We start from the raw sequence: 24,558 nt of genomic DNA on the forward strand, positions 1-24,558 counted from the left end.
CCTCAATGTCCGATTCCTTCCGCTGGCCCGCCGGGGCCGACCCGTTCCGTTTTCTCGAAGCGCTCGACAGCAAGCGCGCCCGCACGTGGGTCGACGAGCAGAATGCGCGCACGCGCGCCGCGCTGCGCGACGACGATGCGTATCGCGCGCTGGCCGCGCGTCTCGCCAAGGCCTATCTGCCGCGTGAGCGCCCGGTGATTCCGACCCGCTGGCGCGACTGGGCGTACGACCTGTGGCAGGACGATCTCCATCCGAAGGGGCTGTGGCGCCGCGCGCGCTGGGACGACTGGCGTGCCGGTCGGCCCGCGTGGGAAACGCTGCTCGACGTCGATGCGCTCGGTGCCGAAGAGGGCGAGTCGTGGGTGTTCGAGCAGGATGCGATCCTGTATCCGGACGGCGATCGCGCGCTGCTGTCGCTGTCGCCGGGCGGTGCCGACGCGGTCGTCGTGCGCGAATTCGATCTCGTCGAACGCCGTTTCGTCGACGGCGGCTTCACGATCGACGAGCCGGGCCATCACACGGTCGGCTGGATCGACCGCGACACCGTCTACGTGAGCTGGGATCGCGGCGAAGCGCATGCGACCGCGGCCGGCTATCCGTACGAAGCGCGGCGCTGGGTGCGCGGCACGGCGCTCGCCGATGCGCCCGTCGTGTTCAGCGGCGAACCCGACGACATCAGCGCCGGGGCGTGGTTCGATCCGATCGATCGGCGTCACGTCGCGTGGCGCAGCGTCGACTTCTTCGACGCGCATGCCTACTGGCTGACCGACGCCGGCGAGTGGGCGCGCTACGACGTGCCGACGCACGTCGAGGTCGGGTTCTGGGAAGGCTGGCTCGTGCTGGAGCCGCGCCTCGACTGGGATTGCGACGGCGTGCGCCATGCGGGCGGCTCGCTGCTCGCGATCCGCGAGCAGGCGTTCCTGGCCGGGTCGCGCGCATTCACGACGCTGTTCGCGCCGCGGCCGACCACATCCGCGTGCACGTGGACGCACACGCGCACGATGCTGATCGCGAGCTGGCTCGACGACGTGCACAACCGGACGATGCTGTGGCAGCCTCGACAGGCCGACGACGGCACGTGGACATGGGACGCGCGGCCGTTCGAGTGGACGGGCGATGCGCAGATCGACGTCGAACCCGTCGAGGCGACGCTGAACGACGAGGTGTACGTCGACGTCGACACCTATCTCGATCCGCCCGAATGCTGGCTGGCCGATCTTGCCGATCGGGCGGACGATGCGCCGTCGCGCCGTGTGCTGCTCGACCGGCCGCCGGTGCAGTTCGAGGCGGCCGGGCTCGTCGTGCGCCGCGCGAGCGCGCGCTCGCGGGACGGCACGATGGTGCCGTACACGCTGATCGGGCCGCGCGATGCGCTCGATCCGGCCGACGGTGCCGCGCGCGTCGCGCGGCCGTGTTTGCTGTCGGGCTACGGCGGCTTTGCGATCCCGAACCTGCCGGGCTACAGCGACGCGTTCGGCATCGGGTGGCTCGAACGCGGCGGCGTGATGGCGTTCGCGCATATCCGCGGCGGCGGCGAGTTCGGGCCGCGCTGGCACGTCGACGCGCAGCGCGAACATCGGCAGCGTTCATTCGACGATTTCATCGCGGTGGCCGAGGATCTGGCCGCGACCGGCGTGACGACGGCCGCGCAGCTCGGGATCGAGGGCGGCAGCAACGGCGGATTGCTGGTCGCCGCGTGCATGATGCAGCGGCCGGAGCTGTTCGGCGCGGTGCTGTGCCGCGTGCCGCTGCTCGACATGCAGCGCTATCCGAAGCTGCACGCGGGCGCCGCATGGCTCGACGAATACGGCGACCCCGACGATCCGCGCGCGGGCGCGGCGCTGGCCGCGTATTCGCCGTATCACCGCGTGCGCGAAGGCGTCACGTATCCGCCGCTGCTGCTGACGACGTCGACGCGCGACGACCGCGTGCATCCCGCGCATGCGCGCAAGATGGCCGCGCGCATGCAGGCGCTCGGTCACGAACGGGTGTGGTATTGGGAGAACACCGACGGCGGCCACGGCAGCGCCGACGATCTGGAGCGTGCGGAGGCCGATGCGGCCGAGTTCGGCTTCCTGTGGGCCCATCTCGGGCCGGCGCCCGCGCGGCACTGAGCGCGCGGGCGGATGGGACGATCAGCCGACGACCGCGACGACGGGCGTGTGGTCGGACGGTTGTTCCCACGTGCGCGGCGTACGATCGACCTCGCACGACGTGCAGGTTTCCGCGAGCGCCGGCGACAGCAGGATGTGGTCGATGCGCAGCCCGGCGTTGCGGCGGAACGCCATCATCCGGTAGTCCCACCACGTGAAGGTTTTCTCGGGCTGCTCGAAGCGGCGGAACGCATCGACGAAGCCGAGCTCGATCAGTTGCGCGAAGTGCGCGCGCTCCTGCGGCGACACGAGGTTCTGGCCTTCCCATTTCGCGGGATCGTGCACGTCGCGGTCTTCCGGCGCGATGTTGTAGTCGCCGAGCAGCGCGAGCTTCGGGTAGCGCTGCAGCTCGGTGCGCAGCCACGCCTGCAGCGCGTCGAGCCATTGCATCTTGTAGACGAACTTGTCGGAGTCGGGCGCCTGGCCGTTCGGGAAGTAGGCGGAGACGATGCGCACGCCGTCGACCGTCGCGGCGACCACGCGCTGCTGCGGATCATCGAAGCCGGGGATGTTGCGCACGATGTCCGATTCGTCGACGGCGAGCGACGCGCGCGCGAGGATCGCGACGCCGTTGTAGGTCTTCTGGCCCGTGAACCAGCTGCGATAGCCGATCGCCTCGAGATCGGCGCGCGGGAATTTCTCGTCAGGCAGCTTCAGTTCCTGCAGGCACAGTACGTCGGTGCCGCTTTGCACGAGCCAGTCGAGCACATGCTGCTTGCGGACGTTGAGCGAGTTGACGTTCCAGGTGGCGATTTTCATGAACGGGAGTATGTGTGCGGCGTGAATGCGAAGGCCGCCATCTTACCGCGAGCATGCGGGGCGAACGCGCGCGAAACGCGACGCGGAGCAGGGCGCGGGCCACGCCGTCTGGAAGACGAGAGAAGAATTTGTGACAAAAGTGTTGACGTGAGTACTTCATCACCCTATAATTTATTTCTCTGACGCGGGGTGGAGCAGTCTGGCAGCTCGTCGGGCTCATAACCCGAAGGTCGTAGGTTCAAATCCTACCCCCGCAACCAAGCACACCAGACGATGTGCAGCGCAAATGACCGATGCGCGCTTCGTCGACAGGAACCCGGCCCCGTGCCGGGTTTTTTGTTTTCCGCGCGCGATATCGCCGGCGCGATTGTCGTGGTTACCGCGCCGCCCACTCCACGGCCGCCTTCGCATGCAGCGCGGTCGTGTCGAACACCGGCAGCGGCGAATCGTCCGCGCCGATCAGCAGCGTGATTTCCGTGCAGCCGAGAATCACGGCCTGCGCGCCGCGCCGCGCCAGTGCCTCGATGATCGACACGTAGGTCGCGCGCGATTCCGCCGCGACGATGCCGTGGCACAGCTCGTCGTAGATGATCCGGTGCACGTCGTCGCGCCCGCGTTCGTCCGGCACGAGCACGTCCATCCCGAATTTGTCGCGCAGCCGCTCCGCATAGAACGGCAACTCCATCGTGTAGCGCGTGCCGAGCAGCGCGACGCGCTCGACGCCCGCGTCGCGCAGCGCGCTGCCGGTCGGATCGGCAATGTGCAGGAACGGCAGCTTCACCGCGGCTTCGATTGCGTCGTGCACGCGATGCATCGTATTGGTCGTCAGCACGACGAGATCGGCGCCGGCCGCTTCGAGCTGGCGCGCCGCGTCGGCCATCCGTTCGCCGAGCGCCGCCCAGTCGTGCGTGCGCTGCAGCGCTTCGATTTCCGCGAAGTCGACCGTGACCAGCACGCTCTTCGCGTTGTGGTGGCCGCCATGCAGCGCCTTCGAATGGCGGTTGATCATCCGGTAGTACTCGGCCGACGATTCCCAGCTCATGCCGCCGATCAATCCGATCGTCTTCATCCGTCACCTTCTCGTTTGGTGTGTCGCGGCAGACGAGTATAGGCGTCGCTGCCGGCGCGCGGCCGGTACGATCCGCGCAAAGCGGGCCGGTACGGCGCAGCCGGGCGCGGCCGCACGCGACAGTTGAAACCGGCACTGTGTTTTTGTACAGTATCGGCACCGTGAACCCGACCACTATCCCGCCTGCCGATCCGCACGTGCCGCCACCGGGCGACGCGCTGCCGCGCATGCGCAAGATCATTCACTGCGACTGCGACTGTTTCTACGCGTCGGTCGAGATGCGCGACGATCCGTCGCTGCGCAACCGGCCGCTCGCGGTCGGCGGCCGGCCCGACCAGCGCGGCGTGATCGCGACCTGCAACTACGAGGCGCGGCGCTATGGCGTACATTCGGCGATGTCGTCGGCGCTCGCGATGCGCAAGTGCCCGGACCTGCTGATCCTGCCGTCCGCGATGGATAAATACCGCGCGGCGTCGCGGCAGATCATGGCGATCTATCGCGACTACACGCCCGACGTCGAGCCGCTGTCGCTCGACGAGGCGTACCTCGACGTCAGCGGGTCCGAGCGGTGCCAGGGCAGTGCGACGCTGATCGCGCGCGAGATCCGCCAGCGCGTGTTCGACACGGTCGGCGTGACCGTGTCGGCCGGCGTCGCGCCGAACAAGTTCATCGCGAAGATCGCGTCGGACTGGAACAAGCCGGACGGCCTGTTCGTCGTGCGGCCGCACGAGATCGACGCGTTCGTCGCGGCGCTGCCGGTGCGCAAGCTGCACGGCGTCGGCAAGGTGACGGCCACGCGGCTCGACCGGCTCGGCATCCAGACCTGCGCGCAGTTGCGCGACTGGCCGCTGATCGACCTGCATCGCGAGTTCGGCGCATTCGGGCGGCGGCTGTACGAACTGTCGCGCGGCATCGACGAGCGGCCCGTGCAGGCCGACCAGGAGCGCAAGTCGGTCAGCGTCGAGACGACCTACGTGACCGACCTGACGACGCTCGAGCAATGCGCGGACGAGATTCGCCGCCTCGTCGTGCAGCTCGACGCGCGGATCGCGCGCGCTGGCGCCGCGCGGTCGATCCGCAAGCTGTACGTGAAGATCCGCTTCGCCGATTTCCAGCGCACGACGGTCGAATGCGTGGCCGACGCGACGCATGCGGAGACGGCCGTCACGCTGCTCGCGAAGGGGCTGCAGCGGCGCGCGCAGGCCGTACGGCTGCTCGGCGTCGGCGTGCGCATCGACGAGGACACGGCCGAGCGTCACGGGCAGTTCTCGCTGTTCGACGACGAAGCGCCCGCGCCATGAAAAAAGGCACCGCCGTGGCGGTGCCTGTCGATGCAGCCGGAAGGGTCGGGCGGCGCGCTCAGTGCGCGGGCGCGGCCATCCCGTTGTGGCGCAGCAGCGCATCGATTTCCGGCTCGCGGCCGCGGAACGCCTTGAACGAATCCATCGCCGGGCGGCTGCCGCCGACCTCGAGGATCTCGCGGCGATAGCGCGTGCCGGTGGCCGCGTCGAGCACGCTGCCGCTCTGGGCGGCCGCTTCCTCGAACGCCGCGTACGCGTCGGCCGACAGCACCTCGGCCCACTTGTAGCTGTAATAGCCGGCCGCGTAGCCGCCCGCGAAGATGTGGCTGAACGTGTTCGGCCAGCGCGAGAAGGCCGCCTGCGGGATCACGTGGTAGCGCTCGTTGATCTCGCGCGCGAACGCGGTCACGCCGGTGGCGCCGGCCGGGTCGAAGTCGACGTGCAGCAGCATGTCGAACATCGAGAACACGATCTGGCGCAGCGTGCCGAGCCCGCTCTGGAAATTCTTCGCGGCGATCATCTTGTCGAACAGCTCGCGCGGCAGCGAGGCGCCCGTATCGACGTGCGACGACATCGACGACAGCACGTCCCATTCCCAGCAGAAGTTTTCCATGAACTGCGACGGCAGCTCGACCGCATCCCATTCGACGCCGTTGATGCCCGACACGCCGAGTTCGTCGACGCGCGTGAGCATGTGGTGCAGCCCGTGGCCGAACTCGTGGAACAGCGTGATGACTTCGTCGTGCGTGAAGCACGCGGGCTTGCCGCCGATCGGCGCCGAGAAGTTGCAGGTGAGATACGCGACCGGCGTCTGCACGTCGCTGCCGCGCTTCGCACGCGAACGCGCGTCGTCCATCCATGCGCCGCCGCGCTTGCCTTCGCGCGCGTACAGGTCGAGATAGAACTGCGCGACGAGCGAGCCGTCGCGGTTCTCGACGCGGAAGAAGCGCACGTCCTTGTGCCACACCGGCGCTTCATCCGGCTTGATCCGCACGCCGAACAGCGTTTCGGTGACGGTGAACAGGCCCTTGAGCGCGGCCGGTTCCGGGAAGTACTGCTTGACCTCGTTTTCCGAGAACGCGTAGCGCTGCTGGCGCAGCTTCTCGGCCGCGTACGCGACGTCCCACGGTGCGAGTTCGGCGAGGCCGAGTTCCTTCGCGGCGAACGTGCGCAGCTCGTCCCAGTCCTTGTCCGCGTGCGGACGCGCGCGCGTCGCGAGATCCTCGAGGAAGGCGATGACCTGTTGCGGCGATTCGGCCATCTTCGGCGCGAGCGACACTTCGGCGAAATTGCGGTAGCCGAGCATCTGCGCCTCTTCGCGGCGCAGCTTCAGCTCGTCGGCGACGATCGCCGTGTTGTCCCATTCGGCCTTGCCACCGCCGTACTGCGGCCCGAGTTCCGACGCGCGCGTCGCATAGGCGCGGTAGAGCGTCTCGCGCAGCGCGCGGTTCTCGGCGTACTGCAGCACCGGGAAGTACGACGGGAAGTGCAGCGTGAATTTCCAGCCTGCCTTGCCGTCCTTCTGCGCGGCTTCGCGGGCGGCCTCGATCGCATCGCCGGGCAGGCCGGCCAGTTCGGCTTCGTCCTCGACGACATACGCGTACGCGTTGGTCGCGTCGAGCACGTGGTCGGAGAAGGCCTTCGACAGCGCGGCCTGCTGCTCCTGCAGTTCCGCGAAGCGCGGCTTCTGATCCTCCGGCAGCTCGGCGCCCGACAGGCGGAAATCGCGCAGCGCGTTATCGAGGATCTTCTTGCGTTCGGCGGACAGCGTCGCGTATTCGGCGCTCGCGGCAATTGCCTTGTACTTTTCGTACAGCGCGAGATTCTGGCCGACGCTCGACCAGAACTCGGTCACGCGCGGCAGGTTTTCGCCGTAGGCGGCGCGCAGCTCCGGCGTGTCGGCGACCGCGTTCAGATGGCCGACGATGCCCCATGCGCGGCCGAGCGGCTCCGTGGCCTGCTCGACCGTCTCGACGACGGCGGCCCAGGTCGACGGCGTCTCCTGCGCGCTCGCGGTTTCGACCGCGCGGCTGGCGGCGTCGAGCAGCGTATCGAGTGCGGGCGTCACGTGTTCCGGGCGGATTTCGCCGAAACGGGGCAGGCCGGAGAAGTCGAGGAGCGGATTGGTGTTGGCGCTGGCGGACATAAGACTCCCTGTCTGTTGCCGGATGAACCGGGATGAAAAGGGTAACGGCGGCTGGGCGCGACGGCGCCCGATACCGACATTATTGGGGCGCATCGTGCGCTTTCCAATCGTTAGTTTCTAATGGCGCGATTGACGCAGGGTCGGATGCGTGGCCGCGCGCATCCGACGGCGGGCATCCGGGGACGGGCGTCCGGCGGCTTGCGGCCGGACGCGGCGCGGCCGCATCGACGCGGCCGGCGAGACGCCGGCGCACGCAGGCGCGCCGGCTGAACGGGGATGCGTCAGGCCGCGGCGGCAGCGGCGCGTTCGGCGGATTCGATCGTGTTGACCAGCAGCATCGTGATGGTCATCGGGCCAACGCCGCCCGGCACCGGCGTGATGTAGCCGGCCACTTCCTTCACGCCCGCGAAATCGACGTCGCCGCACAGCTTGCCCGCATCGTCGCGGTTCATGCCGACGTCGATCACCGTCGCGCCCGGCTTCACCATGTCGGCGGTCAGGATGTTGCGCTTGCCGACCGCGGCGACCACGATGTCGGCTTGCCGCGTGTGCGCGGCGAGGTCGCGCGTCTTGCTGTGGCAGATCGTCACGGTCGCGCCGGCGTCGAGCAGCATCATCGCCATCGGCTTGCCGACGATGTTCGAACGGCCGATCACGACCGCATTCGCGCCCTGCAGCGCGATGCCGTGCGCCTCGAACATCTTCATCACGCCGTACGGCGTGCACGGGCGGAACAGCGGCTTGCCGGTCATCAGCGCGCCGGCGTTCGCGACGTGAAAGCCGTCGACATCCTTCTCCGGCGCGATCGCCTCGATCACCTTGTGGCTGTCGATATGCGCGGGCAGCGGCAGCTGCACGAGGATGCCGTGGATCTTCGGGTCGCGGTTCAGCTCGTCGATGCGCGCGAGCAGGTCGGCTTCCGACAGCGTGGCCGGGTAGGCATCCTTCAGCGAGAAGAAACCATTGTCCTCGCACGCCTTGATCTTGTTGCGCACGTAGACTTCGCTCGCCGGGTTTTCGCCGACGAGGATCACCGCGAGACCAGGCTGGTGGCCGCGAGCGGTCAGGGCGGCGGCGCGTTCGGCGGCCTGGGCGCGCAAGGTCTTCGAAAGGGCGTTGCCGTCGATGAGGAGGGCTGTCATGGTGGTGGGTCCTGCCGGGAAGTTGGAATGCGGGCGTACGGCGCCGGAAGCGCCGCAGCAAAGCACGCAATTATACCGTTCGCTTGCTGCCGTCCGACAGCGAATCAACGGGAAGCGTCATGGTCGCGGCGCGCGTGCGCCGGGAGGAAAGGCCGCCGCCGCGCGAGTGGGCCGCATCGCGCGGGGCGGCAAGCGCCGGTGGCGGGCCGGGCGGGCAGCGCCGCCGCGGCCGCTGAGGACGCTCAGGCCTGCTTCTTCGACAGCGCGAGGCGCAGCAGGTCGGCCACCGTGTTGACGTTGAGCTTTTCCATGATGTTCGCGCGGTGCGCTTCGACCGTCTTGATGCTGATGCCGAGATCGTCGGCGATCTGCTTGTTCAGGCGGCCCGCGATGATGCGTTCGAGCACCTGCTGCTCGCGCGCGGTCAGCTTCGACAGGCGCTCGCTCGCGGCACGCTGTTCCTGGACGCTCTTGCTTTCGCTTCGGGCCTTGTCGAGCATCCGCTCGACGAGCTTGCGCAGCTCGGCTTCGTCGAACGGTTTCTCGATAAAGTCCATCGCACCCTTTTTCATCGTCGACACGGCCATCGGCACGTCGCCGTGACCCGTGACGAAGATGATCGGCAGCGCGGCGTTGTCGGCGATCAGGCGCTCCTGCAGCTCGAGGCCGCTCATGCCCGACATCCGCACGTCGAGGATCAGGCACGCGATCTGGCCGGCCTGCTGCGCCGGCTGGTAGGCATCGAGGAACTGCTCGGCGCTCGAGAAGCATTGCACGCGATAGCCGTTCGCCTCCAGCAGCCAGCGCAGCGAGTCCCGTACGGCCTCGTCGTCGTCGACGACAAAGACGGTTTCCTGAGTGGTGGTGACAGGGCTATTCATAGTTCTCCCGTAACGGTATGTGATGCCGATGCCTCGCGCCCCCCCTTGGCCGAGATCAGCGGGTTCCCCAATGGGCAGGCTGCAGTGGAACGTCGCGCCGGAAATGCGGCCATCCGGCTCGACGTTGTTGACCACCCACAGACGCCCCCGATGCGATTCGATGATCGAACGGCAGATGTTCAGCCCCATGCCCATGCCATCGGACTTGGTGCTGTAAAACGGTTCGAACAGGCGCTCGGCGGTCGCTTCGTCGACGCCCGGACCCTGGTCGATCACGCGGATGTCGACGAAACCCGCGTCGATGTCGGCGACGACGCGGATCACGCCGTCCGCCGAGGCCGGCTTCACGTCGGCCATCGCCTCGGCCGCGTTCTTCATCAGGTTCATCAACACCTGCTCGATCAGCACGGGGTCGACATAAATAATAGGCATTCTTGCGAGGATTTCCGTGACGATCCGGATCCTGCGCTTCCTGGCCTCGATTTCGGCGAGCCCGACCGCGTCGGCGACGATGTCCGCGACCCGGGCCGGCTGGCGTTTCGGCTCGCTGCGCTTCACGAATTCGCGGATCCGCTTGACGATCATCCCGGCGCGCAGCGCCTGCTGCGCGGTCTTTTCCAGCGCGGGTTGCAGCGTCTCGGGCGTGCCGCGGCCGCTCTTGACGAGCGCGAGCGTGCCCGAGCAGTAGTTGTTGATCGCGGCGAGCGGCTGGTTCAATTCGTGAGCAATCGACGACGCCATTTCACCCATCGTCATCAATCGGCTCGTGAACTGCAGCTTTTCTTCCTGCTGGTGCGCGAGTTCCTGCGCCTTCTTGCGGGTCGTGATGTCGGTCGCGATCTGCATCTGCGCGAGGTGGCCGTCGACCCACTGGATGTACTGGCGGCGCACCTCGAACCATTTCTGGATGCTTTCGACGTACACCTCCTGCGCATCGGCGGTGCTGCTCGTCAGCGCGGCGGCCGGCAGGCCCGCGAACGCGTCGACCATGTCGATCGAGTCGGACGATGCCTGCGCGCGGTCGAAGCCGCCGCCCGACAGTTCCAGATGGCCGTCCGGGCGGATGCCGAACAGGTGGCGGTAGTAGCGGTTCGCGAACAGCAGCTCGGCTTCGTCGGCGGCGAGCACCGACACCGCGGCGTCGAGGCTTTCGAGCACCGTCGTGAAGCGTTCGTGCGCGGCCGCGAGCTCCTCGCGCGCGCGCTTCGGTTCGGTGATGTCGGTCATCGACGACATCCAGCCGGTCTGGCGGCCCGAACTGTCGATCAGCGGCGACACGTACAGGCGCGCATGGAACAGCGTGCCGTTCTTGCGCCGTACGCGCAGCTCGAAGCCCGAGCTCGGCGCCTTGCCGCGCAGCGTCATGTCGAGCTGGCGCTGCATTTCCGGGTAGGCGTCGCGTGGCCAGTACGGGAACGGCGCGACCTTGCCGACGAGGTCGGTTTCGTCCCAGCCCGTCATCCGGCAGAACGCGGGGTTCACGTGCGTGATGCGGCCGTGCATGTCGAGCACGCGCATGCCGATCAGCACCGAGTTTTCCATCGCGCGGCGGAAGAACGCTTCCGCGTACAGCGCCTGCTGCGCCTCGAAGCGCTGGCGCGTGTGCTTCCACAGGCTCCAGAGGCTCCACAGCACGAAGCACGACAGGCCGGCGACGAGCCACACGAGCGTGTTGTTGGTCAGGTTCGTGAGCTGCGGGAATGCGTACACGCGCACCGTCAGCCCCTGGCCGGGCGGATCGAGCGGCAGGTCGTAGTGCGAGTCGCGCGGCAGGCGCGGGCGCGTCGACGTGGACGACAGCTCGCGGTTGTTCGCGTCGGTGATCGAGATCTTGTACTTCGACGACAGTTCCTGCGGGATGTCGTGCTTCAGGATGCCCTCGACCGAGAACACCGCGGCGATCGAGCCGAGATATTCGCGGTCGCCGCGCATCACGGGCGTCTGCAGCGTGATGAAGCCGTTGCCGAAGTCGTCGTAGATCAGCGGAGAATAGGCCTGGCGGCGCGTGCTGCGCGCTTCGTCGTACGCGCCGCGCACGGCGTCCTGCATCTGCGCGTCGCCCGGCTTCGCGAGCCGCTGGCCGAGCAGCGGCGGATGCACGGTCGGCCAGCGCTGCACGCCGGGCGCGGTGTACCAGTTCAGGTAGAGGATTTCCGGATGCGTCTGCATCACGTCCGCGACGGCCATCTGGAATGCGTTCTGGTCGAGGCGGCCCGACGCGAGATCGCGCGACAGCGCCTGCAGCTGTTCTTGCGCGCCCGTCATCGACAGGCGGATCTGTTGCTGCGCCCAGGCGACGTTACGGAACAGGGTGTCTTCCTGCTGCTGCTGTTCGCGGCGATTGAGGCTCCACAGGATGAGGCTCATCACCACGAGAAATACCAGGATCGACAGTAGCGGCGTCAGCAAATAGGAATTGGACCACCACGGTCCGTGGTGCCAACGGGACGGCTGCGACTCCGCCGGCGGGCCCGACGGTCGCGCCGAGCGTGCGAAAAGCCGATCGGTCAACATGGCAGGATTGTAGCGCAGCGCAATACATGGAAAACCGGTACCGGATATGTTGAACGGAAACGGATTTGTTCCGCCGTGGCGTGCCGCCGCGCCCCGAAGCATGGGTGCGGCGCAGCAATATTTCGCATTGCGAGAAAAGATCTCACAATTCGAAAATTTTGTTGCGCAGGCCCGCGCACGCTCATTACAATCCGCTGGAGCTTGCCCGCAGCCGGCCGCGTCGCGTCGTCTGCATGAGAGCGATCCTCACATTCCAGGACCCAGGAGACGAGAATGTCCGCTGTACCGAACGAAGTGATGAAATATGTCGCCGCCGATCGTGACGACGACCCGCAAGAAACCATCGAGTGGCTGGAGTCGCTCGATGGCGTGATCTCCTCCGTGGGCACCGGCCGCGCGCATTACCTGATCGAAAAACAGATCGAGTTCGCCCGCATGCACGGCGAGCACCTGCCGTTCTCCGCCAACACCCCGTACATCAACACGATCCCGGTCGAAGCCCAGGCGAAGATCCCGGGCGACCAGGACATCGAGCACCGCATCCGTTCGTACACGCGCTGGAACGCGCTGGCGATGGTGCTGCGTGCCGGCAAGGACACGAACGTCGGCGGCCACATCGCCTCGTTCGCATCGGCCGCGACGCTCTACGACGTCGGCTACAACCACTTCTGGCACGCGGCGTCCGACCAGCACGGCGGCGATCTCGTGTTCGTGCAGGGTCACTCGTCGCCGGGCGTGTACTCGCGCGCGTTCCTGCTCGGCCGCCTGAAGGAAGAGCAGCTCGACAACTTCCGCCAGGAAGTCGACGGCCAGGGCATCTCGTCGTACCCGCACCCGTGGCTGATGCCGGACTTCTGGCAATTCCCGACCGTGTCGATGGGTCTCGGCCCGATCATGGCGATCTACCAGGCGCGCTTCATGAAGTACCTGCAGGCGCGCGGCATCGCGAAGACGGAAGGCCGCAAGGTGTGGGCGTTCCTCGGCGACGGCGAGACGGACGAACCGGAATCGCTCGGCGCGATCGGGATGGCGAGCCGCGAGAAGCTCGACAACCTCGTGTTCGTGATCAACTGCAACCTGCAGCGTCTCGACGGCCCGGTGCGCGGCAACGGCAAGATCATCCAGGAACTCGAATCGGAATTCCGCGGCGCCGGCTGGAACGTGATCAAGGTCATCTGGGGCAGCCGCTGGGATGCGCTGTTCGCGCGCGACAAGTCGGGCGCGTTGATGCGCCGCATGATGGAAGTCGTCGACGGCGAATACCAGACGTACAAGTCGGAGTCGGGCGCGTTCGTTCGCGAGCACTTCTTCAACACGCCTGAACTGAAGGCGCTCGTCGCCGACTGGTCGGACGACGACATCTGGGCGCTGAACCGCGGCGGCCACGATCCGCACAAGATCTACGCGGCGTTCCACGAAGCGTCGAACACGAAGGGCGCGCCGACCGTCATCCTCGCGAAGACCATCAAGGGCTACGGGATGGGCGAGTCGGGCCAGGCGATGAACATCACGCACCAGCAGAAGAAGCTGCCGGTCGAGCAACTGAAGAAGTTCCGTGACCAGTTCCGTCTGCCGATCACCGACGAGCAGATCGCCGACGTGCCGTACCTCAAGTTCGAGGAAGGTTCGAAGGAACTCGAATACATGCGCCAGAAGCGCATGGACCTCGGCGGCTACCTGCCGCATCGCCGCGAGAAGGCGACGTCGCTGCCGGTGCCGGCGCTCGACGCGTTCGAGCCGCTGCTGAAGGGCACGGGCGAAGGCCGCGAGATCTCGACGACGATGGCGTTCGTGCGGATCCTGAACATCCTGCTGAAGGACAAGGCGCTGGGCAAGCGCGTGGTGCCGATCGTCCCGGACGAATCGCGTACGTTCGGCATGGAAGGCCTGTTCCGCCAGATCGGCATCTGGAACCAGGAAGGCCAGAAGTACGTGCCGGAAGATTCCGACCAGCTGATGTTCTACAAGGAATCGGAAACCGGCCAGATCCTGCAGGAAGGCATCAACGAAGCGGGCGGCATGTGCGACTGGATCGCGGCGGCGACGTCGTACTCGACGCACGGCGAGATCATGGTGCCGTTCTACATCTTCTATTCGATGTTCGGCTTCCAGCGGATCGGCGACCTCGCATGGGCCGCGGGCGACATGCGTTCGCGCGGCTTCCTGCTCGGCGGCACGGCGGGCCGCACGACGCTGAACGGCGAAGGCCTGCAGCACGAAGACGGCCACTCGCTCCTGTGGGCGGCATCGGTGCCGAACTGCGTGAGCTACGACCCGACGTTCGGCTATGAACTCGCCGTGATCGTTCAGGACGGCCTGCGCCGCATGGTGCAGGACCAGGAAGACGTGTACTACTACATCACGGTGATGAACGAGAACTACGAGCACCCGGCGATTCCGCAGGGCGACCACGTGGCGGCCGACATCATCAAGGGCATGTACGCGTTCAGGAAGGCCGACGCCGACAAGAAGGCGCCGCGCGTCCAGCTGCTCGGCGCGGGCACGATCTTCAACGAAGTGATCGCCGCCGCCGACCTGCTGAAGAACGACTGGGGCGTCGCCGCCGACCTGTGGAGCGTGCCGAGCTTCACCGAGCTCGCGCGCGAAGGCCATCAGGTCGAACGCTGGAACCTGCTCCATCCGACCGAAGAGCGTCGCCTGTCGCACGTGCAGAAGTGCCTGAAGGACACGCAGGGCCCGGTCATCGCATCGACCGACTACGTCCGTGCGCTGGTCGACCAGATCCGCGGCCAGATCGATCGCCGCTTCGTCGTGCTGGGCACGGACGGCTTCGGCCGCTCGGATACCCGCGAGAAGCTGCGTCACTTCTTCGAAGTCGACCGTCACTGGGTCACCGTCGCCGCGCTCAACGCGCTGGCCGACGAAGGCACGATCGAGCGCAAGGTGGTCGCGGACGCGATTGCCAAGTACAACCTCGATCCGTCCAAGCCCAACCCGATGACCGTTTAACGCACACGCCGTGTAATGCCCGCGTCGCTCCCGCGAGGAGCGCGCGCGGCCATGGAGACAGAAACAGATGAGTCAAGCGATCGAAGTGAAGGTGCCGGATATCGGCGATTACAAGGACGTGCCGGTGATCGAGATCGGCGTGAAGGTCGGCGATACGGTCGAGCCCGAGCAGTCGCTCGTCACGCTCGAGTCCGACAAGGCGACGATGGACGTGCCGAGCCCGGTGGGCGGCGTCGTGAAGGAAATCAAGGTCAAGGTGGGCGATTCCGTGTCGGAAGGCTCGCTGATCATCCTGCTCGAAGGCGCCGGCGCGGCGCAGGCCAACGGCGCGACTGCACCGGCCGCAGCGCCCGCTCCGGTGGCAGCGCCGGCCCCGGCCGCGGCTGCACCGGCGGCCGCACCGGCAGCAGCCGGCGGCACGCTCGAAGTGAAGGTGCCCGACATCGGCGATTACAAGGACGTGCCGGTGATCGAGATCGGCGTGAAGATCGGCGACACGGTCGAGAAGGAACAGTCGCTCGTCACGCTCGAGTCCGACAAGGCGACGATGGACGTGCCGAGCCCGGCCGCCGGCGTCGTGAAGGACATCAAGGTCAAGGTGGGTGATTCGGTATCGGAAGGCACGCTGATCGTGCTGCTCGAAGCCGCAGGCGCGTCCTCTGCCGCTGCGCAGGCGAGCGCACCGGAGCCGGCTGCGGCCGCGCCGGCTCCGGCACCCGCCGCCGCACCGGCACCCGCGAAGGCAGCGCCGGCACCGGCTGCCGCCGCACCGGCCGCCGCGCCGTCGGGCGAGTACCGCGCGAGCCATGCATCGCCGTCGGTGCGCAAGTTCGCGCGCGAACTCGGCGTCGACGTCGCACGCGTGCAGGGTTCGGGCCTGAAGGGCCGCATCACGAAGGACGACGTCACCGGTTTCGTGAAGGGCGTGATGACGGGCCAGCGCGCGGCACCGGGTGCAGCAGCGGCTGCGCCGGCAGGCGGCGGTGAGCTGAACCTGCTGCCGTGGCCGAAGGTCGACTTCTCGAAGTTCGGCCCGTTCGAGGCGAAGCCGCTGTCGCGCATCAAGAAGATTTCCGGCGCGAACCTGCATCGCAACTGGGTGATGATCCCGCACGTCACGAACAACGACGAAGCGGACATCACCGAGCTCGAAGCGCTGCGTGTCCAGCTGAACAAGGAACACGAAAAGGCGGGCGTGAAGTTCACGATGCTCGCGTTCGTGATCAAGGCAGTCGTCGCCGCACTGAAGAAATTCCCGACCTTCAACGCGAGCCTCGACGGCGACAACCTCGTGTTCAAGCAGTACTTCCACGTCGGTTTCGCGGCCGATACGCCGAACGGCCTCGTCGTGCCGGTGATCCGCGATGCGGACAAGAAGGGCCTCGTCGACATCGCGAAGGAAATGAGCGACCTGTCGAAGGCCGCGCGCGAAGGCAAGCTGAAGCCGGACCAGATGCAGGGCGGCTGCTTCTCGATCTCGTCGCTCGGCGGGATCGGCGGCACGAACTTCACGCCGATCATCAACGCGCCGGAAGTGGCGATCCTCGGGTTGTCGCGTGGGCAGATGAAGCCGGTGTGGGATGGCAAGCAGTTCGTGCCGCGTCTCATGCTGCCGCTGTCGCTGTCGTATGACCACCGTGTCATCGACGGTGCGGAGGCCGCACGGTTCAACGCGTATCTCGGTGCGTTGCTGGCCGATTTCCGCCGCATCATTCTTTGATGAGATGAGGGGCTCGCGGGGGCGTGGTTCTTGTCGGTTCGCCACGCGCTTGTCGTTGAACCTGTTTTGCCAACGGTCTGCCGGCGTCGCCCCTGCGCGGGGCGGCGGTCACTTTTCTTTGTCTTCCAAAGAAAAGTGACCAAAAGAAAGGCGCGTCCTTGGGCGGACGGCAAAGGTGGTCCTGCCCAACGTCGCGTGCTCTTGTCAGGCCGCCTGTCGTCAGGTTCCGTCTTTCCGCCAGTCCCTCCCTCTCTCTCTGCAGCCAATCAAGAAGGGGACAGTCATGAGTCTCATCGAAGTCAAGGTTCCGGATATCGGCGATTTCAGCGGCGTCGATGTCATCGAAGTCAACGTGAAGCCCGGCGACGTGATCGAAAAAGAGCAAACGCTCATCACGCTCGAATCCGACAAGGCCTCCATGGAAGTGCCCAGCGACGTCGCCGGCACCGTCAAGGAAGTCAAGGTCAAGGCCGGCGAGAAAGTCTCGCAAGGCACCGTCATCGCCATCGTCGAAGCGTCGGCCGGTGCCGCCGCCCCCGCGAAAGCGCCTGAAGCGCCGAAGCCCGCAGCCGCGCCGGCACCGGCTGCCGCCGCTCCGGCGCCCGCGCCGCAAGCCGGCAGCTATGCCGGCGCCGCCGACATCGAGTGCGACATGCTCGTGCTCGGCGCCGGCCCCGGCGGCTACTCGGCCGCGTTCCGCGCGGCCGACCTCGGCATGAAGACCGTGCTCGTCGAACGCTACTCGACGCTCGGCGGCGTGTGCCTGAACGTGGGCTGCATCCCGTCGAAAGCGCTGCTGCATACGTCGCTCGTCGTCGAGGAAGCCGCGGCGCTCGCGTCGCACGGCATCACGTTCGGCAAGCCGCAGGTCGATCTCGACAAGCTGCGCGACTTCAAGGGCGGCGTCGTCAAGAAGCTGACGACGGGCCTCGCCGGCATGGCCAAGGCACGCAAGGTCGAAGTGGTCACCGGCGTCGGTGCGTTCGTCGATCCGTTCCACATGGAAGTGCAGGGCGAAAACGGCAAGAAGGTCGTGAAGTTCAAGCAGGCGATCATCGCCGCGGGCTCGCAAGCCGTGAAGCTGCCGTTCATGCCGGAAGACCCGCGTGTCGTCGACTCGACCGGCGCACTCGAACTGCGCCAGCTGCCCAAGCGCATGCTCGTGATCGGCGGCGGCATCATCGGCCTCGAAATGGCCACGGTGTACTCGACGCTCGGCGCCGAGATCGACGTCGTCGAAATGATGGACGGCCTGATGATGGGCGCGGACCGCGATCTCGTGAAGGTCTGGGAAAAGTACAACGCGAAGCGCTTCGGCAACGTGATGCTGAAGACCAAGACGGTCGGCGCGGAAGCGAAGGAAGACGGCATCTACGTGAAGTTCGAGGGCGAGAAGGCGCCGGCGGAAGCGCAGCGCTACGACCTCGTGCTCGTCGCGGTGGGCCGCAGCCCGAACGGCAAGAAGATCGGTGCCGACAAGGCCGGCGTCGCGGTCACGGATCGCGGCTTCATCGACGTCGACAAGCAGATGCGCACGAACGTCCCGCACATCTTCGCGATCGGCGATATCGTCGGCCAGCCGATGCTCGCGCACAAGGCCGTGCATGAAGGCCACGTCGCAGCGGAAGCCGCGCACGGCGAGAAGGCGTATTTCGACGCGCTGCAGATCCCGTCGGTGGCCTACACCGATCCGGAAGTGGCGTGGGCCGGCAAGACGGAAGACCAGTGCAAGGCCGAAGGCATCAAGTACGGCAAGGCCGTGTTCCCGTGGGCCGCTTCGGGCCGCGCGATCGCGAACGGCCGCGACGAAGGCTTCACGAAGCTGATCTTCGACGAGGAAACCCATCGCGTGATCGGCGGCGGCATCGTCGGCCTGAACGCAGGCGACCTGATCAGCGAAGTGTGCCTCGCCGTCGAGATGGGCGCGGACGCGGAAGACATCGGCAAGACGATCCATCCGCACCCGACGCTCGGCGAGTCGGTCGGCATGGCCGCCGAACTGTACGAAGGCGTCTGTACGGACCTGCCGCCGCAACGCAAGAAGTAACGCGACCGGCACGGCCGGCCATGCGCCGGCCACGAAAAACGCCGCCGCCCGGACGATTCGGGCGGCGGCGTTTTCTTTTGTGCGCAGCCGGCGCGGCGGCCGGACGACGGCTTGAAGCCGGCCGGCGTTTGTCGGTTCGCACGTGTTCCGGCGCCAGAAACGAAAAAGCCGCGCTGGGCGCGGCTCTTTCAGGAGCAGGGGGCGCTTACGCGGCCGGCTTGCTCGAACGGCGTGCAGCGGCGGCGGTAGCAGCCTTCGTCGCGACGGCAGCAGCAGCGTTGAAGTTCGTTTCAGCGATTTCGACGGCTTGCTTCGTGGCCTTCTGAACCGTTTCGTACGTGGTGTTCGCGGCGTTCAGTGCCGACTTCAGCGCGGCGACAGCCGTTTCTGAACCGGCCGGGGCGTTCTTCGCGACGTTGTCGACGAGTGCCTGGACCTTCTTGTTCTGCTCGTCGAATTGCGCTTCGGCAACCTTCGCGAACTCGGCTTGCGTCGACGATGCGATTTCGTACAGGTGACGGCCGTACGACAGCACCTTTTCAGCGACCGGCTGCGACAGGCTGGCTTGCAGCGCGATCAGTTCCTGCGCGTCCTTCACCGACAGCAGGCGTTGTGCGTTTTCCTGGCCTTCGGCCAGCGTCGACTTCACGACCTGCAGGTTCAGTTCGATCAGCTTTTCGACGCCTTCGAACGCCTTGGTCGTCAGACCGAACAGGCTCTCGAGGTTGGCTTTCTGTGCAGCGGCGATTTGCTCGGGGGTCAGCAAGGACATGTCCAGCTCCTGAAAAGCGATCGCGTCGATCGCAGGGTAAAGGGCACTACGACGGGGAATCTCGGATGCGCGTGCTTTGTGCAACGCAGCAATGAGGCTTATTTTAGGGCAGAGAAAACGGATGTCAAGTGTTTTTTGTGCGTTGCACAATCGCGACAAATTATCGATAAAACAACGGGTTATCGCGGTCGTCCGGAATCGGTTTCAGGCGCGTTCCCAGATGGTGCGCACGACGGCGGGGAAAGCGCGGCGCACCATGATCATGCACAGGTAAACCTGACAGGCCCATGGAACGTTATCCTTCTGTTCCTGTCGAAAAACGCGCCGTTTCGATGCGCGTGCCGTGGCGACGTGCCGCCGCCACGGTCGAGACCGGCGCCCCTGGCACGCCGAGCACCGGATACGTAGTTTCCCCGCTTTAAATCGCCTCCGAAGTGACGTTATCTCAATTAACCGAGTGGTAATCGGGAGACGGGCGCTGTCGGGCAGTGCACCCATGAGTTTTTTCGATGGGGGCGGGAGGGTCGATTGGTCTGAGGTTGGCCGACCCTTACATTCCGGTTTAACGACGATCGGTAAGTGCCTAATATTGCTCTTTTTTTCAGCTTTAACTACACTTGCGGAAACCTCCCGCCGCTTTGTCCAGACCCCAATGAAAGCCGAATCGTTTTCACCGCGCAGATTGTTGCAGAGCATGACGCTCGGCACGGCTGTGTCGGTCGCAGTCGCCTTGCTGGCGACCACCGCGTCCGTCGCGCCTGCTGACGCCTTTGCCGCCACTGCGAAGACCCAACAAGCCGCCAAGAAAAAGGCCGTCGCTCCTGCTTCGTCAGCGAAGAAGAAGTCGGCGAAGGCGACGTCCGACAAATCCGCCAAGGTCGCCGCGGCCGATGCGCCGCGCGCGAAGGCGTCGCGAAAGCGCGTGACGCTCGCGGCGAACAACCTGCATGGCGGCCATCGCGGCGCGGTCCGCAAGGTCGCGTTCCAGCCGCGCCGGCCGACGGTCGGTCAGGCGTTCGGCCTGCACGATACGCCCGACGCGCTCGCGCTGCGTTCGAGCGTCGCGTACGTCGTCGACCAGAATTCCGGCGAGCCGCTGTTCGACAAGAATTCGCACGCCGTCGTGCCGATCGCGTCGATCTCGAAGCTGATGACGGCGATGGTCGTGCTCGACTCGAAGGCGCCGATGACCGATCAGATCGAAGTCACCGACGAAGACCGCGACTACGAGAAGGGCACGGGCTCGCGCCTGTCGGTCGGCTCGGTGCTGTCGCGCGAGGACATGCTGCACATCGCGCTGATGGCGTCGGAAAACCGCGCGGCCGCGGCGCTGTCGCGTTATTACCCGGGCGGCCGTCCGGCGTTCATCGCCGCGATGAACGCGAAGGCGAAGGCGCTCGGCATGGCCGATACGCATTTCGAGAATTCGACCGGCCTGTCCAGCTCGAACGTGTCGAGTGCGCGTGATCTCGTGAAGATGGTCAATGCTGCGTATCAATATCCGATGATCCGCCAGTTCTCGACCGATCGCAGCTACGAGGTGTTCACGGGCAAGCGCAATCTCGCGTACAACAGCACGAACGCGCTGATCCGCGGCAACGGCTCGTGGGACATCGGCCTGCAGAAGACGGGCTTCATCAACGAAGCGGGTGAATGCCTCGTGATGCAGGCGACGATCCATGGCCGGCCGATGGTGATGGTGCTGCTCGACTCGTTCGGCAAGTACTCGCGCTTCGCCGACGCATCGCGCCTGCGCAACTGGCTCGACGCCGGCGGCGGCGAACGCCTGACGGCGGCCAACACGCCGAACGGCGGAACCTGATCGCGCCGCAGGCTGCAACAAGAAAGCCCCGCAATCGCGGGGCTTTTTTACGTCCGGCGGAACCGGCATCGAGGCCGGCGAGCAGGCTTACGCCTGCCGCTGCAGCCCGTCCACGTCCTTCGCGGGCGTCGGCCGGTAGCCGAGCGATTCCGAGATGGTGAGTGCCGTGCGGCTCAACTGGCCGAGCCATGCGTCCTGCAGGCGGTCGGCCGGTGCCGACAGCGACAGGCCCGCGACGAGCTTGCCCGAATCGTCGTAGATGCCGGCCGCGATACAGCGCACGCCGAGCTCCAGTTCCTCGTTGTCGCGCGCGCACGATTGCTGGCGGACGATCGTCAACTCGCGCTCGAGCTTCGCGATGTCGGTGATGCTGTTCTGCGTATGGCCGGACAGCCCCGTGCGCGTCGCATAGGCGCGCACGCGCGACGTTTCGTCGGCCGCGAGGAACAGCTTGCCGACCGACGTCAGGTGCAGCGGCGCGCGGCCGCCGATCGCGCGGACGACCTGCATCCCCGAGCGCTCGGAATACGCACGCTCGATGTAGACGATCTCGTCGCCCTGGCGCACCGACAGGTTCACGGTCTGCCCCGTGAGGCGGTGCAGCTCGCGCATCGGCATCAGCGCCGCGTCGCGTACCGACAGGCGCGCCTTCACGAGGTTGCCGAGCTCCAGCAGCCGCATGCCGAGGCGGTAGGTGCCGGGATCGGAGCGGTCGACGAGGCGACAGGTCACCATGTCGTTGAGGATGCGGTGCGCGGTCGACGGGTGCAGCTCCGTGCGCTGCGCCAGTTCCTTCAGGCTGACAGGATCACTGTGCGCGGCGAGCGCGTCCAGCAGCCGCATCATGCGTTCGATCACCTGGATCGACGTTTTTGAATCCGGGGTGGGTTGGCTCATGTCGGGGGGGAGAAATCGGTTGACGCGTCAAGCGGTGTTGCAACGATTGTATCTCGTATTGTGAAAAAAGCGAACGCCGTTCGAGGAAGTCCTCGTTTCGTGCACGACGGGCTTGCATGCGAGCCGGCGTTGGTCTTGCTGGCCAAACGGCGGATAATGAGAGTCGTTTTCTCGAAGGAGCACGTATGCGAGTCGGTTTGTTCGTGACCTGCCTGGTCGATCTGATGCGCCCCGAAATCGGTTTCTCGGCGCTCAAGCTGATTCGCGACGCCGGCTACGAAGTGATCGTGCCGCCCGCGCAGACCTGCTGCGGGCAACCGGCCTACAACTCGGGCGACCGCGCGCTCGCGCGCGACCTCGCCGAAAAGACGCTGCGCGAGTTCGAGCAGTTCGATTACGTCGTCGCGCCGTCGGGCTCGTGCGGCGGGATGATCCGCGCGCACTACGGCGACCTGTTTCGCGACGACCCCGAACTGATGGGGCGCTACACGCGGTTCCAGCAGAAGGTCTACGAACTGACCGATTTCCTCGTGAACGTCGCGAAGGTGTCGCTCGCGCCGGGCGAGTTCACCGGCCCCGTCACCTATCACGACTCGTGTTCGGGCCTGCGCGAACTCGGCGTGAAGGCGCAGCCGCGCGCGCTGCTCGCGCAGCGCGGCGTTGCGGTCACCGAGATGAAGGACTGCGAGCACTGCTGCGGCTTCGGCGGCACGTTCGCGATCAAGTACGGCGACATCTCGGCGGCCATCGCGGACGAGAAATGCGCGAACGTGCGTGCGTCGGGCGCGGGCGCCGTCGTGCTCGGCGATCTCGGCTGCATGCTGAACATCGAAGGGCGGTTGCGCCGCACCGGCGACCGCGACACGCGCGTGCTGCACGTCGCGCAGGTGCTGGCGGGCGACGTCTGACGCCCGGTTCCGCTCACTTTTCCCGATACCGCGATGCAAGTCCAATCGATGCATTTCAAGGCGCGCGCCGGCCAGAAGCTGGCCGACCAGCGCCTGCAGCAGAACCTGAAGAAGCTGTCGACGAAGTTCGTGTCCGCGCGCGCCGACGCGATGACCGCGATCGACTTCCCGGCCACGCGCGCCGCGCTCAAGGCGCGCCGCAACCGCGCGCTGGAGAACCTCGACGTGTGGCTCGAGGCTTTCGAGCAGGAGGCGACGCGGCGCGGCACGACGGTGTTGTTCGCCGAAACGACCGCGGATGCCGCGCGGCTGGTGGCCGACATCGCACGCCGGCACGACGTGAAGAAGGTCATCAAGACCAAGTCGATGGTGTCCGAGGAAATGCGCCTGAACGCGGTGCTCGCGGAGATGGGCGTGCAGTCGATCGAGACGGACCTCGGCGAATACATCCTGCAGATCAACGACAACGAGCCGCCGAGCCACATCATCGCGCCCGTCGTGCACAAGGACAAGGACGAGATCGCCGACCTGTTCGCGCGCACGCACCACCGCGAGCGGCTCACCGAGATTCCGGACATGACGCGCGAGGCGCGCGAGGTGCTGCGCCCGCATTTCATGTCGGCCGACATGGGCGTGACGGGCGGCAACTTCGTGATCGCCGAGACGGGCTCGGTCGCAATCGTGACGAACGAAGGGAACGAAGGCATGTGCACGGTGATGCCGCGCGTGCACGTCGCGGTGACGGGCATCGAGAAGGTGCTGCCGACCCTCGAGGATCTCGCGACCGCGATGCGCCTGCTGCCGCGTTCGGCGACCGGGCAGAAGACGTCGAACTATTTCTCGCTGCTGACCGGGCCGCGCGGGCCGGGCGACGAGGATGGCCCCGAGCACAACTACGTGGTACTGGTCGACGGCGGCCGCACGGGCCTGATCGGCGGCGAATTCCAGGAGATGCTGCGCTGCATCCGTTGCGGCGCGTGCATGAACCATTGCCCGGTATATCAGAAGGTCGGCGGCCATGCGTACGGCTGGGTCTATCCGGGGCCGATGGGGTCGGTGCTGACGCCGAGCTACGTCGGGCTCGACCGTACGCTCGACCTGCCGCAGGCCGCGACGCTATGCGGCGAATGCGACAGCGTGTGCCCGGCCGGGATTCCGTTGTCGCACCTGCTGCGCACGCTGCGCGAGAAGCAGGTCGAGCGGCACCTGCGGCCGTGGCGCGAGCGGGCGGCGCTCGCCGCATGGGGCTTCTTCGCGCGGCGGCCGATGCTGTACGCGCTGACGACCAAGCTCGCGGTGCGCGTCCTCGAGCGGCTGGGCAACGGCGGCACACTGCGGCGCCTGCCGATGATGGGCGGCTGGATGGACACGCGCGACATGCCGACGCCGACCGGGCGCACGTTCCGGGAGCTGTACGCGGCGTCCCAGAGCCACCTCGGCTGACGACTGTTCAGCGG

At 66.5% G+C, this 24,558-nt stretch carries 15 protein-coding genes, 1 tRNA gene and 1 pseudogene; 9 read left to right on the top strand and 8 right to left on the bottom strand.

The window, feature by feature from the left end:
* The first annotated feature begins 5 nt into the window (after positions 1-5).
* Positions 6-2,114 carry a prolyl oligopeptidase family serine peptidase gene (locus HWX00_RS00295; protein WP_175027422.1) on the top strand — a complete coding sequence of 703 codons (2,109 nt, stop codon included), beginning with the start codon at positions 6-8 and terminating at the stop codon, positions 2,112-2,114.
* A 21-nt stretch (positions 2,115-2,135) separates the two neighbouring features.
* Here the strand turns inward: HWX00_RS00295 and xth are convergent, their stop codons facing one another.
* On the bottom strand, positions 2,136-2,912 hold the full coding sequence (xth, locus tag HWX00_RS00300) for an exodeoxyribonuclease III (protein WP_175027423.1): 777 nt from the start codon (positions 2,910-2,912) through the stop codon (positions 2,136-2,138).
* 183 nt (positions 2,913-3,095) lie between these two features.
* Between xth and HWX00_RS00305 the strand changes: the two genes are divergently transcribed.
* A tRNA-Met gene (locus HWX00_RS00305) sits at positions 3,096-3,172 on the top strand.
* A gap of 116 nt (positions 3,173-3,288) precedes the next feature.
* Here the strand turns inward: HWX00_RS00305 and HWX00_RS00310 are convergent.
* Complete coding sequence (locus tag HWX00_RS00310) at positions 3,289-3,981, bottom strand: aspartate/glutamate racemase family protein (protein ID WP_034188956.1); 693 nt, start codon at positions 3,979-3,981, stop codon at positions 3,289-3,291.
* A 137-nt stretch (positions 3,982-4,118) separates the two neighbouring features.
* Between HWX00_RS00310 and dinB the strand changes: the two genes are divergently transcribed.
* Positions 4,119-5,282, top strand: coding sequence for a DNA polymerase IV (gene dinB, locus HWX00_RS00315; protein WP_034188955.1), 1,164 nt, complete (start codon positions 4,119-4,121; stop codon positions 5,280-5,282).
* Between the two features lie 58 nt (positions 5,283-5,340).
* Here dinB and HWX00_RS00320 read toward each other — a convergent pair whose 3' ends face one another.
* The 4 genes and pseudogenes from HWX00_RS00320 to fixL all read right to left on the bottom strand — a co-directional run bounded on the left by HWX00_RS00320 (position 5,341) and on the right by fixL (position 11,965).
* Entirely contained in the window at positions 5,341-7,428 is a 2,088-nt protein-coding gene (locus HWX00_RS00320; RefSeq protein WP_034188954.1) for a M3 family metallopeptidase, read from the bottom strand.
* A gap of 281 nt (positions 7,429-7,709) precedes the next feature.
* Positions 7,710-8,570 carry a bifunctional methylenetetrahydrofolate dehydrogenase/methenyltetrahydrofolate cyclohydrolase FolD gene (folD, locus tag HWX00_RS00325; RefSeq protein WP_034188953.1) on the bottom strand — a complete coding sequence of 287 codons (861 nt, stop codon included), beginning with the start codon at positions 8,568-8,570 and terminating at the stop codon, positions 7,710-7,712.
* A gap of 242 nt (positions 8,571-8,812) precedes the next feature.
* Positions 8,813-9,451, bottom strand: a complete 639-nt coding sequence (gene fixJ, locus HWX00_RS00330) for an oxygen response regulator transcription factor FixJ (protein WP_006493245.1) — start codon at positions 9,449-9,451, stop codon at positions 8,813-8,815.
* Positions 9,448-11,965, bottom strand: a pseudogene (gene fixL / locus HWX00_RS00335) (oxygen sensor histidine kinase FixL). The gene fixJ and the pseudogene fixL overlap by 4 nt, the downstream one beginning before the upstream one ends.
* Positions 11,966-12,238: 273 nt before the next feature.
* Between fixL and aceE the strand changes: the two are divergent.
* The 3 genes from aceE to lpdA all read left to right on the top strand — a co-directional run bounded on the left by aceE (position 12,239) and on the right by lpdA (position 18,702).
* On the top strand, positions 12,239-14,935 hold the full coding sequence (gene aceE / locus HWX00_RS00340) for a pyruvate dehydrogenase (acetyl-transferring), homodimeric type (RefSeq protein ID WP_034188951.1): 2,697 nt from the start codon (positions 12,239-12,241) through the stop codon (positions 14,933-14,935).
* A gap of 67 nt (positions 14,936-15,002) precedes the next feature.
* Positions 15,003-16,655: a dihydrolipoyllysine-residue acetyltransferase gene (gene aceF, locus HWX00_RS00345; RefSeq protein WP_175868082.1), complete on the top strand. Its 1,653-nt coding sequence runs from the start codon at positions 15,003-15,005 to the stop codon at positions 16,653-16,655.
* A 283-nt stretch (positions 16,656-16,938) separates the two neighbouring features.
* Positions 16,939-18,702 carry a dihydrolipoyl dehydrogenase gene (gene lpdA, locus HWX00_RS00350; RefSeq protein ID WP_034188949.1) on the top strand — a complete coding sequence of 588 codons (1,764 nt, stop codon included), beginning with the start codon at positions 16,939-16,941 and terminating at the stop codon, positions 18,700-18,702.
* A gap of 205 nt (positions 18,703-18,907) precedes the next feature.
* On the opposite strand, the gene HWX00_RS00355 is transcribed toward lpdA, so the two are convergent.
* Positions 18,908-19,474 carry a phasin family protein gene (locus HWX00_RS00355; RefSeq protein WP_034188948.1) on the bottom strand — a complete coding sequence of 189 codons (567 nt, stop codon included), beginning with the start codon at positions 19,472-19,474 and terminating at the stop codon, positions 18,908-18,910.
* 652 nt (positions 19,475-20,126) lie between these two features.
* Between HWX00_RS00355 and pbpG the strand changes: the two genes are divergently transcribed.
* Complete coding sequence (pbpG, locus tag HWX00_RS00360; protein WP_034188947.1) at positions 20,127-21,296, top strand: D-alanyl-D-alanine endopeptidase; 1,170 nt, start codon at positions 20,127-20,129, stop codon at positions 21,294-21,296.
* 87 nt (positions 21,297-21,383) lie between these two features.
* On the opposite strand, the gene HWX00_RS00365 is transcribed toward pbpG, so the two are convergent.
* Positions 21,384-22,193, bottom strand: a complete 810-nt coding sequence (locus HWX00_RS00365) for an IclR family transcriptional regulator (RefSeq protein WP_034188946.1) — start codon at positions 22,191-22,193, stop codon at positions 21,384-21,386.
* Between the two features lie 185 nt (positions 22,194-22,378).
* On the opposite strand from HWX00_RS00365, the gene HWX00_RS00370 reads away from it, so the two are divergent.
* A complete protein-coding gene (locus tag HWX00_RS00370; protein ID WP_175027425.1) occupies positions 22,379-23,101 on the top strand; it encodes a (Fe-S)-binding protein in 723 nt (240 codons plus the stop codon).
* 33 nt (positions 23,102-23,134) lie between these two features.
* Complete coding sequence (locus HWX00_RS00375) at positions 23,135-24,544, top strand: lactate utilization protein B (RefSeq protein ID WP_034188944.1); 1,410 nt, start codon at positions 23,135-23,137, stop codon at positions 24,542-24,544.
* Positions 24,545-24,558 lie beyond the last annotated feature (14 nt).

It is taken from the genome of Burkholderia seminalis DSM 23518 (assembly GCF_902832885.1).
GTDB classification, from domain to species: Bacteria; Pseudomonadota; Gammaproteobacteria; order Burkholderiales; family Burkholderiaceae; genus Burkholderia; species Burkholderia seminalis.

Excerpts from the sequence above, each read along its gene's own strand:
- HWX00_RS00295 (WP_175027422.1), top strand. The coding sequence starts at position 6 with ATGTCCGATTCCTTCCGCTGGCCCGCCGGGGCCGACCCGTTCCGTTTT.
- xth (WP_175027423.1), bottom strand. The coding sequence starts at position 2,912 with ATGAAAATCGCCACCTGGAACGTCAACTCGCTCAACGTCCGCAAGCAG.
- HWX00_RS00310 (WP_034188956.1), bottom strand. The coding sequence starts at position 3,981 with ATGAAGACGATCGGATTGATCGGCGGCATGAGCTGGGAATCGTCGGCC.
- HWX00_RS00320 (WP_034188954.1), bottom strand. The coding sequence starts at position 7,428 with ATGTCCGCCAGCGCCAACACCAATCCGCTCCTCGACTTCTCCGGCCTG.
- folD (WP_034188953.1), bottom strand. The coding sequence starts at position 8,570 with ATGACAGCCCTCCTCATCGACGGCAACGCCCTTTCGAAGACCTTGCGC.
- fixJ (WP_006493245.1), bottom strand. The coding sequence starts at position 9,451 with ATGAATAGCCCTGTCACCACCACTCAGGAAACCGTCTTTGTCGTCGAC.
- aceE (WP_034188951.1), top strand. The coding sequence starts at position 12,239 with ATGTCCGCTGTACCGAACGAAGTGATGAAATATGTCGCCGCCGATCGT.
- aceF (WP_175868082.1), top strand. The coding sequence starts at position 15,003 with ATGAGTCAAGCGATCGAAGTGAAGGTGCCGGATATCGGCGATTACAAG.
- lpdA (WP_034188949.1), top strand. The coding sequence starts at position 16,939 with ATGAGTCTCATCGAAGTCAAGGTTCCGGATATCGGCGATTTCAGCGGC.
- HWX00_RS00355 (WP_034188948.1), bottom strand. The coding sequence starts at position 19,474 with ATGTCCTTGCTGACCCCCGAGCAAATCGCCGCTGCACAGAAAGCCAAC.
- pbpG (WP_034188947.1), top strand. The coding sequence starts at position 20,127 with ATGAAAGCCGAATCGTTTTCACCGCGCAGATTGTTGCAGAGCATGACG.
- HWX00_RS00365 (WP_034188946.1), bottom strand. The coding sequence starts at position 22,193 with ATGAGCCAACCCACCCCGGATTCAAAAACGTCGATCCAGGTGATCGAA.
- HWX00_RS00370 (WP_175027425.1), top strand. The coding sequence starts at position 22,379 with ATGCGAGTCGGTTTGTTCGTGACCTGCCTGGTCGATCTGATGCGCCCC.
- HWX00_RS00375 (WP_034188944.1), top strand. The coding sequence starts at position 23,135 with ATGCAAGTCCAATCGATGCATTTCAAGGCGCGCGCCGGCCAGAAGCTG.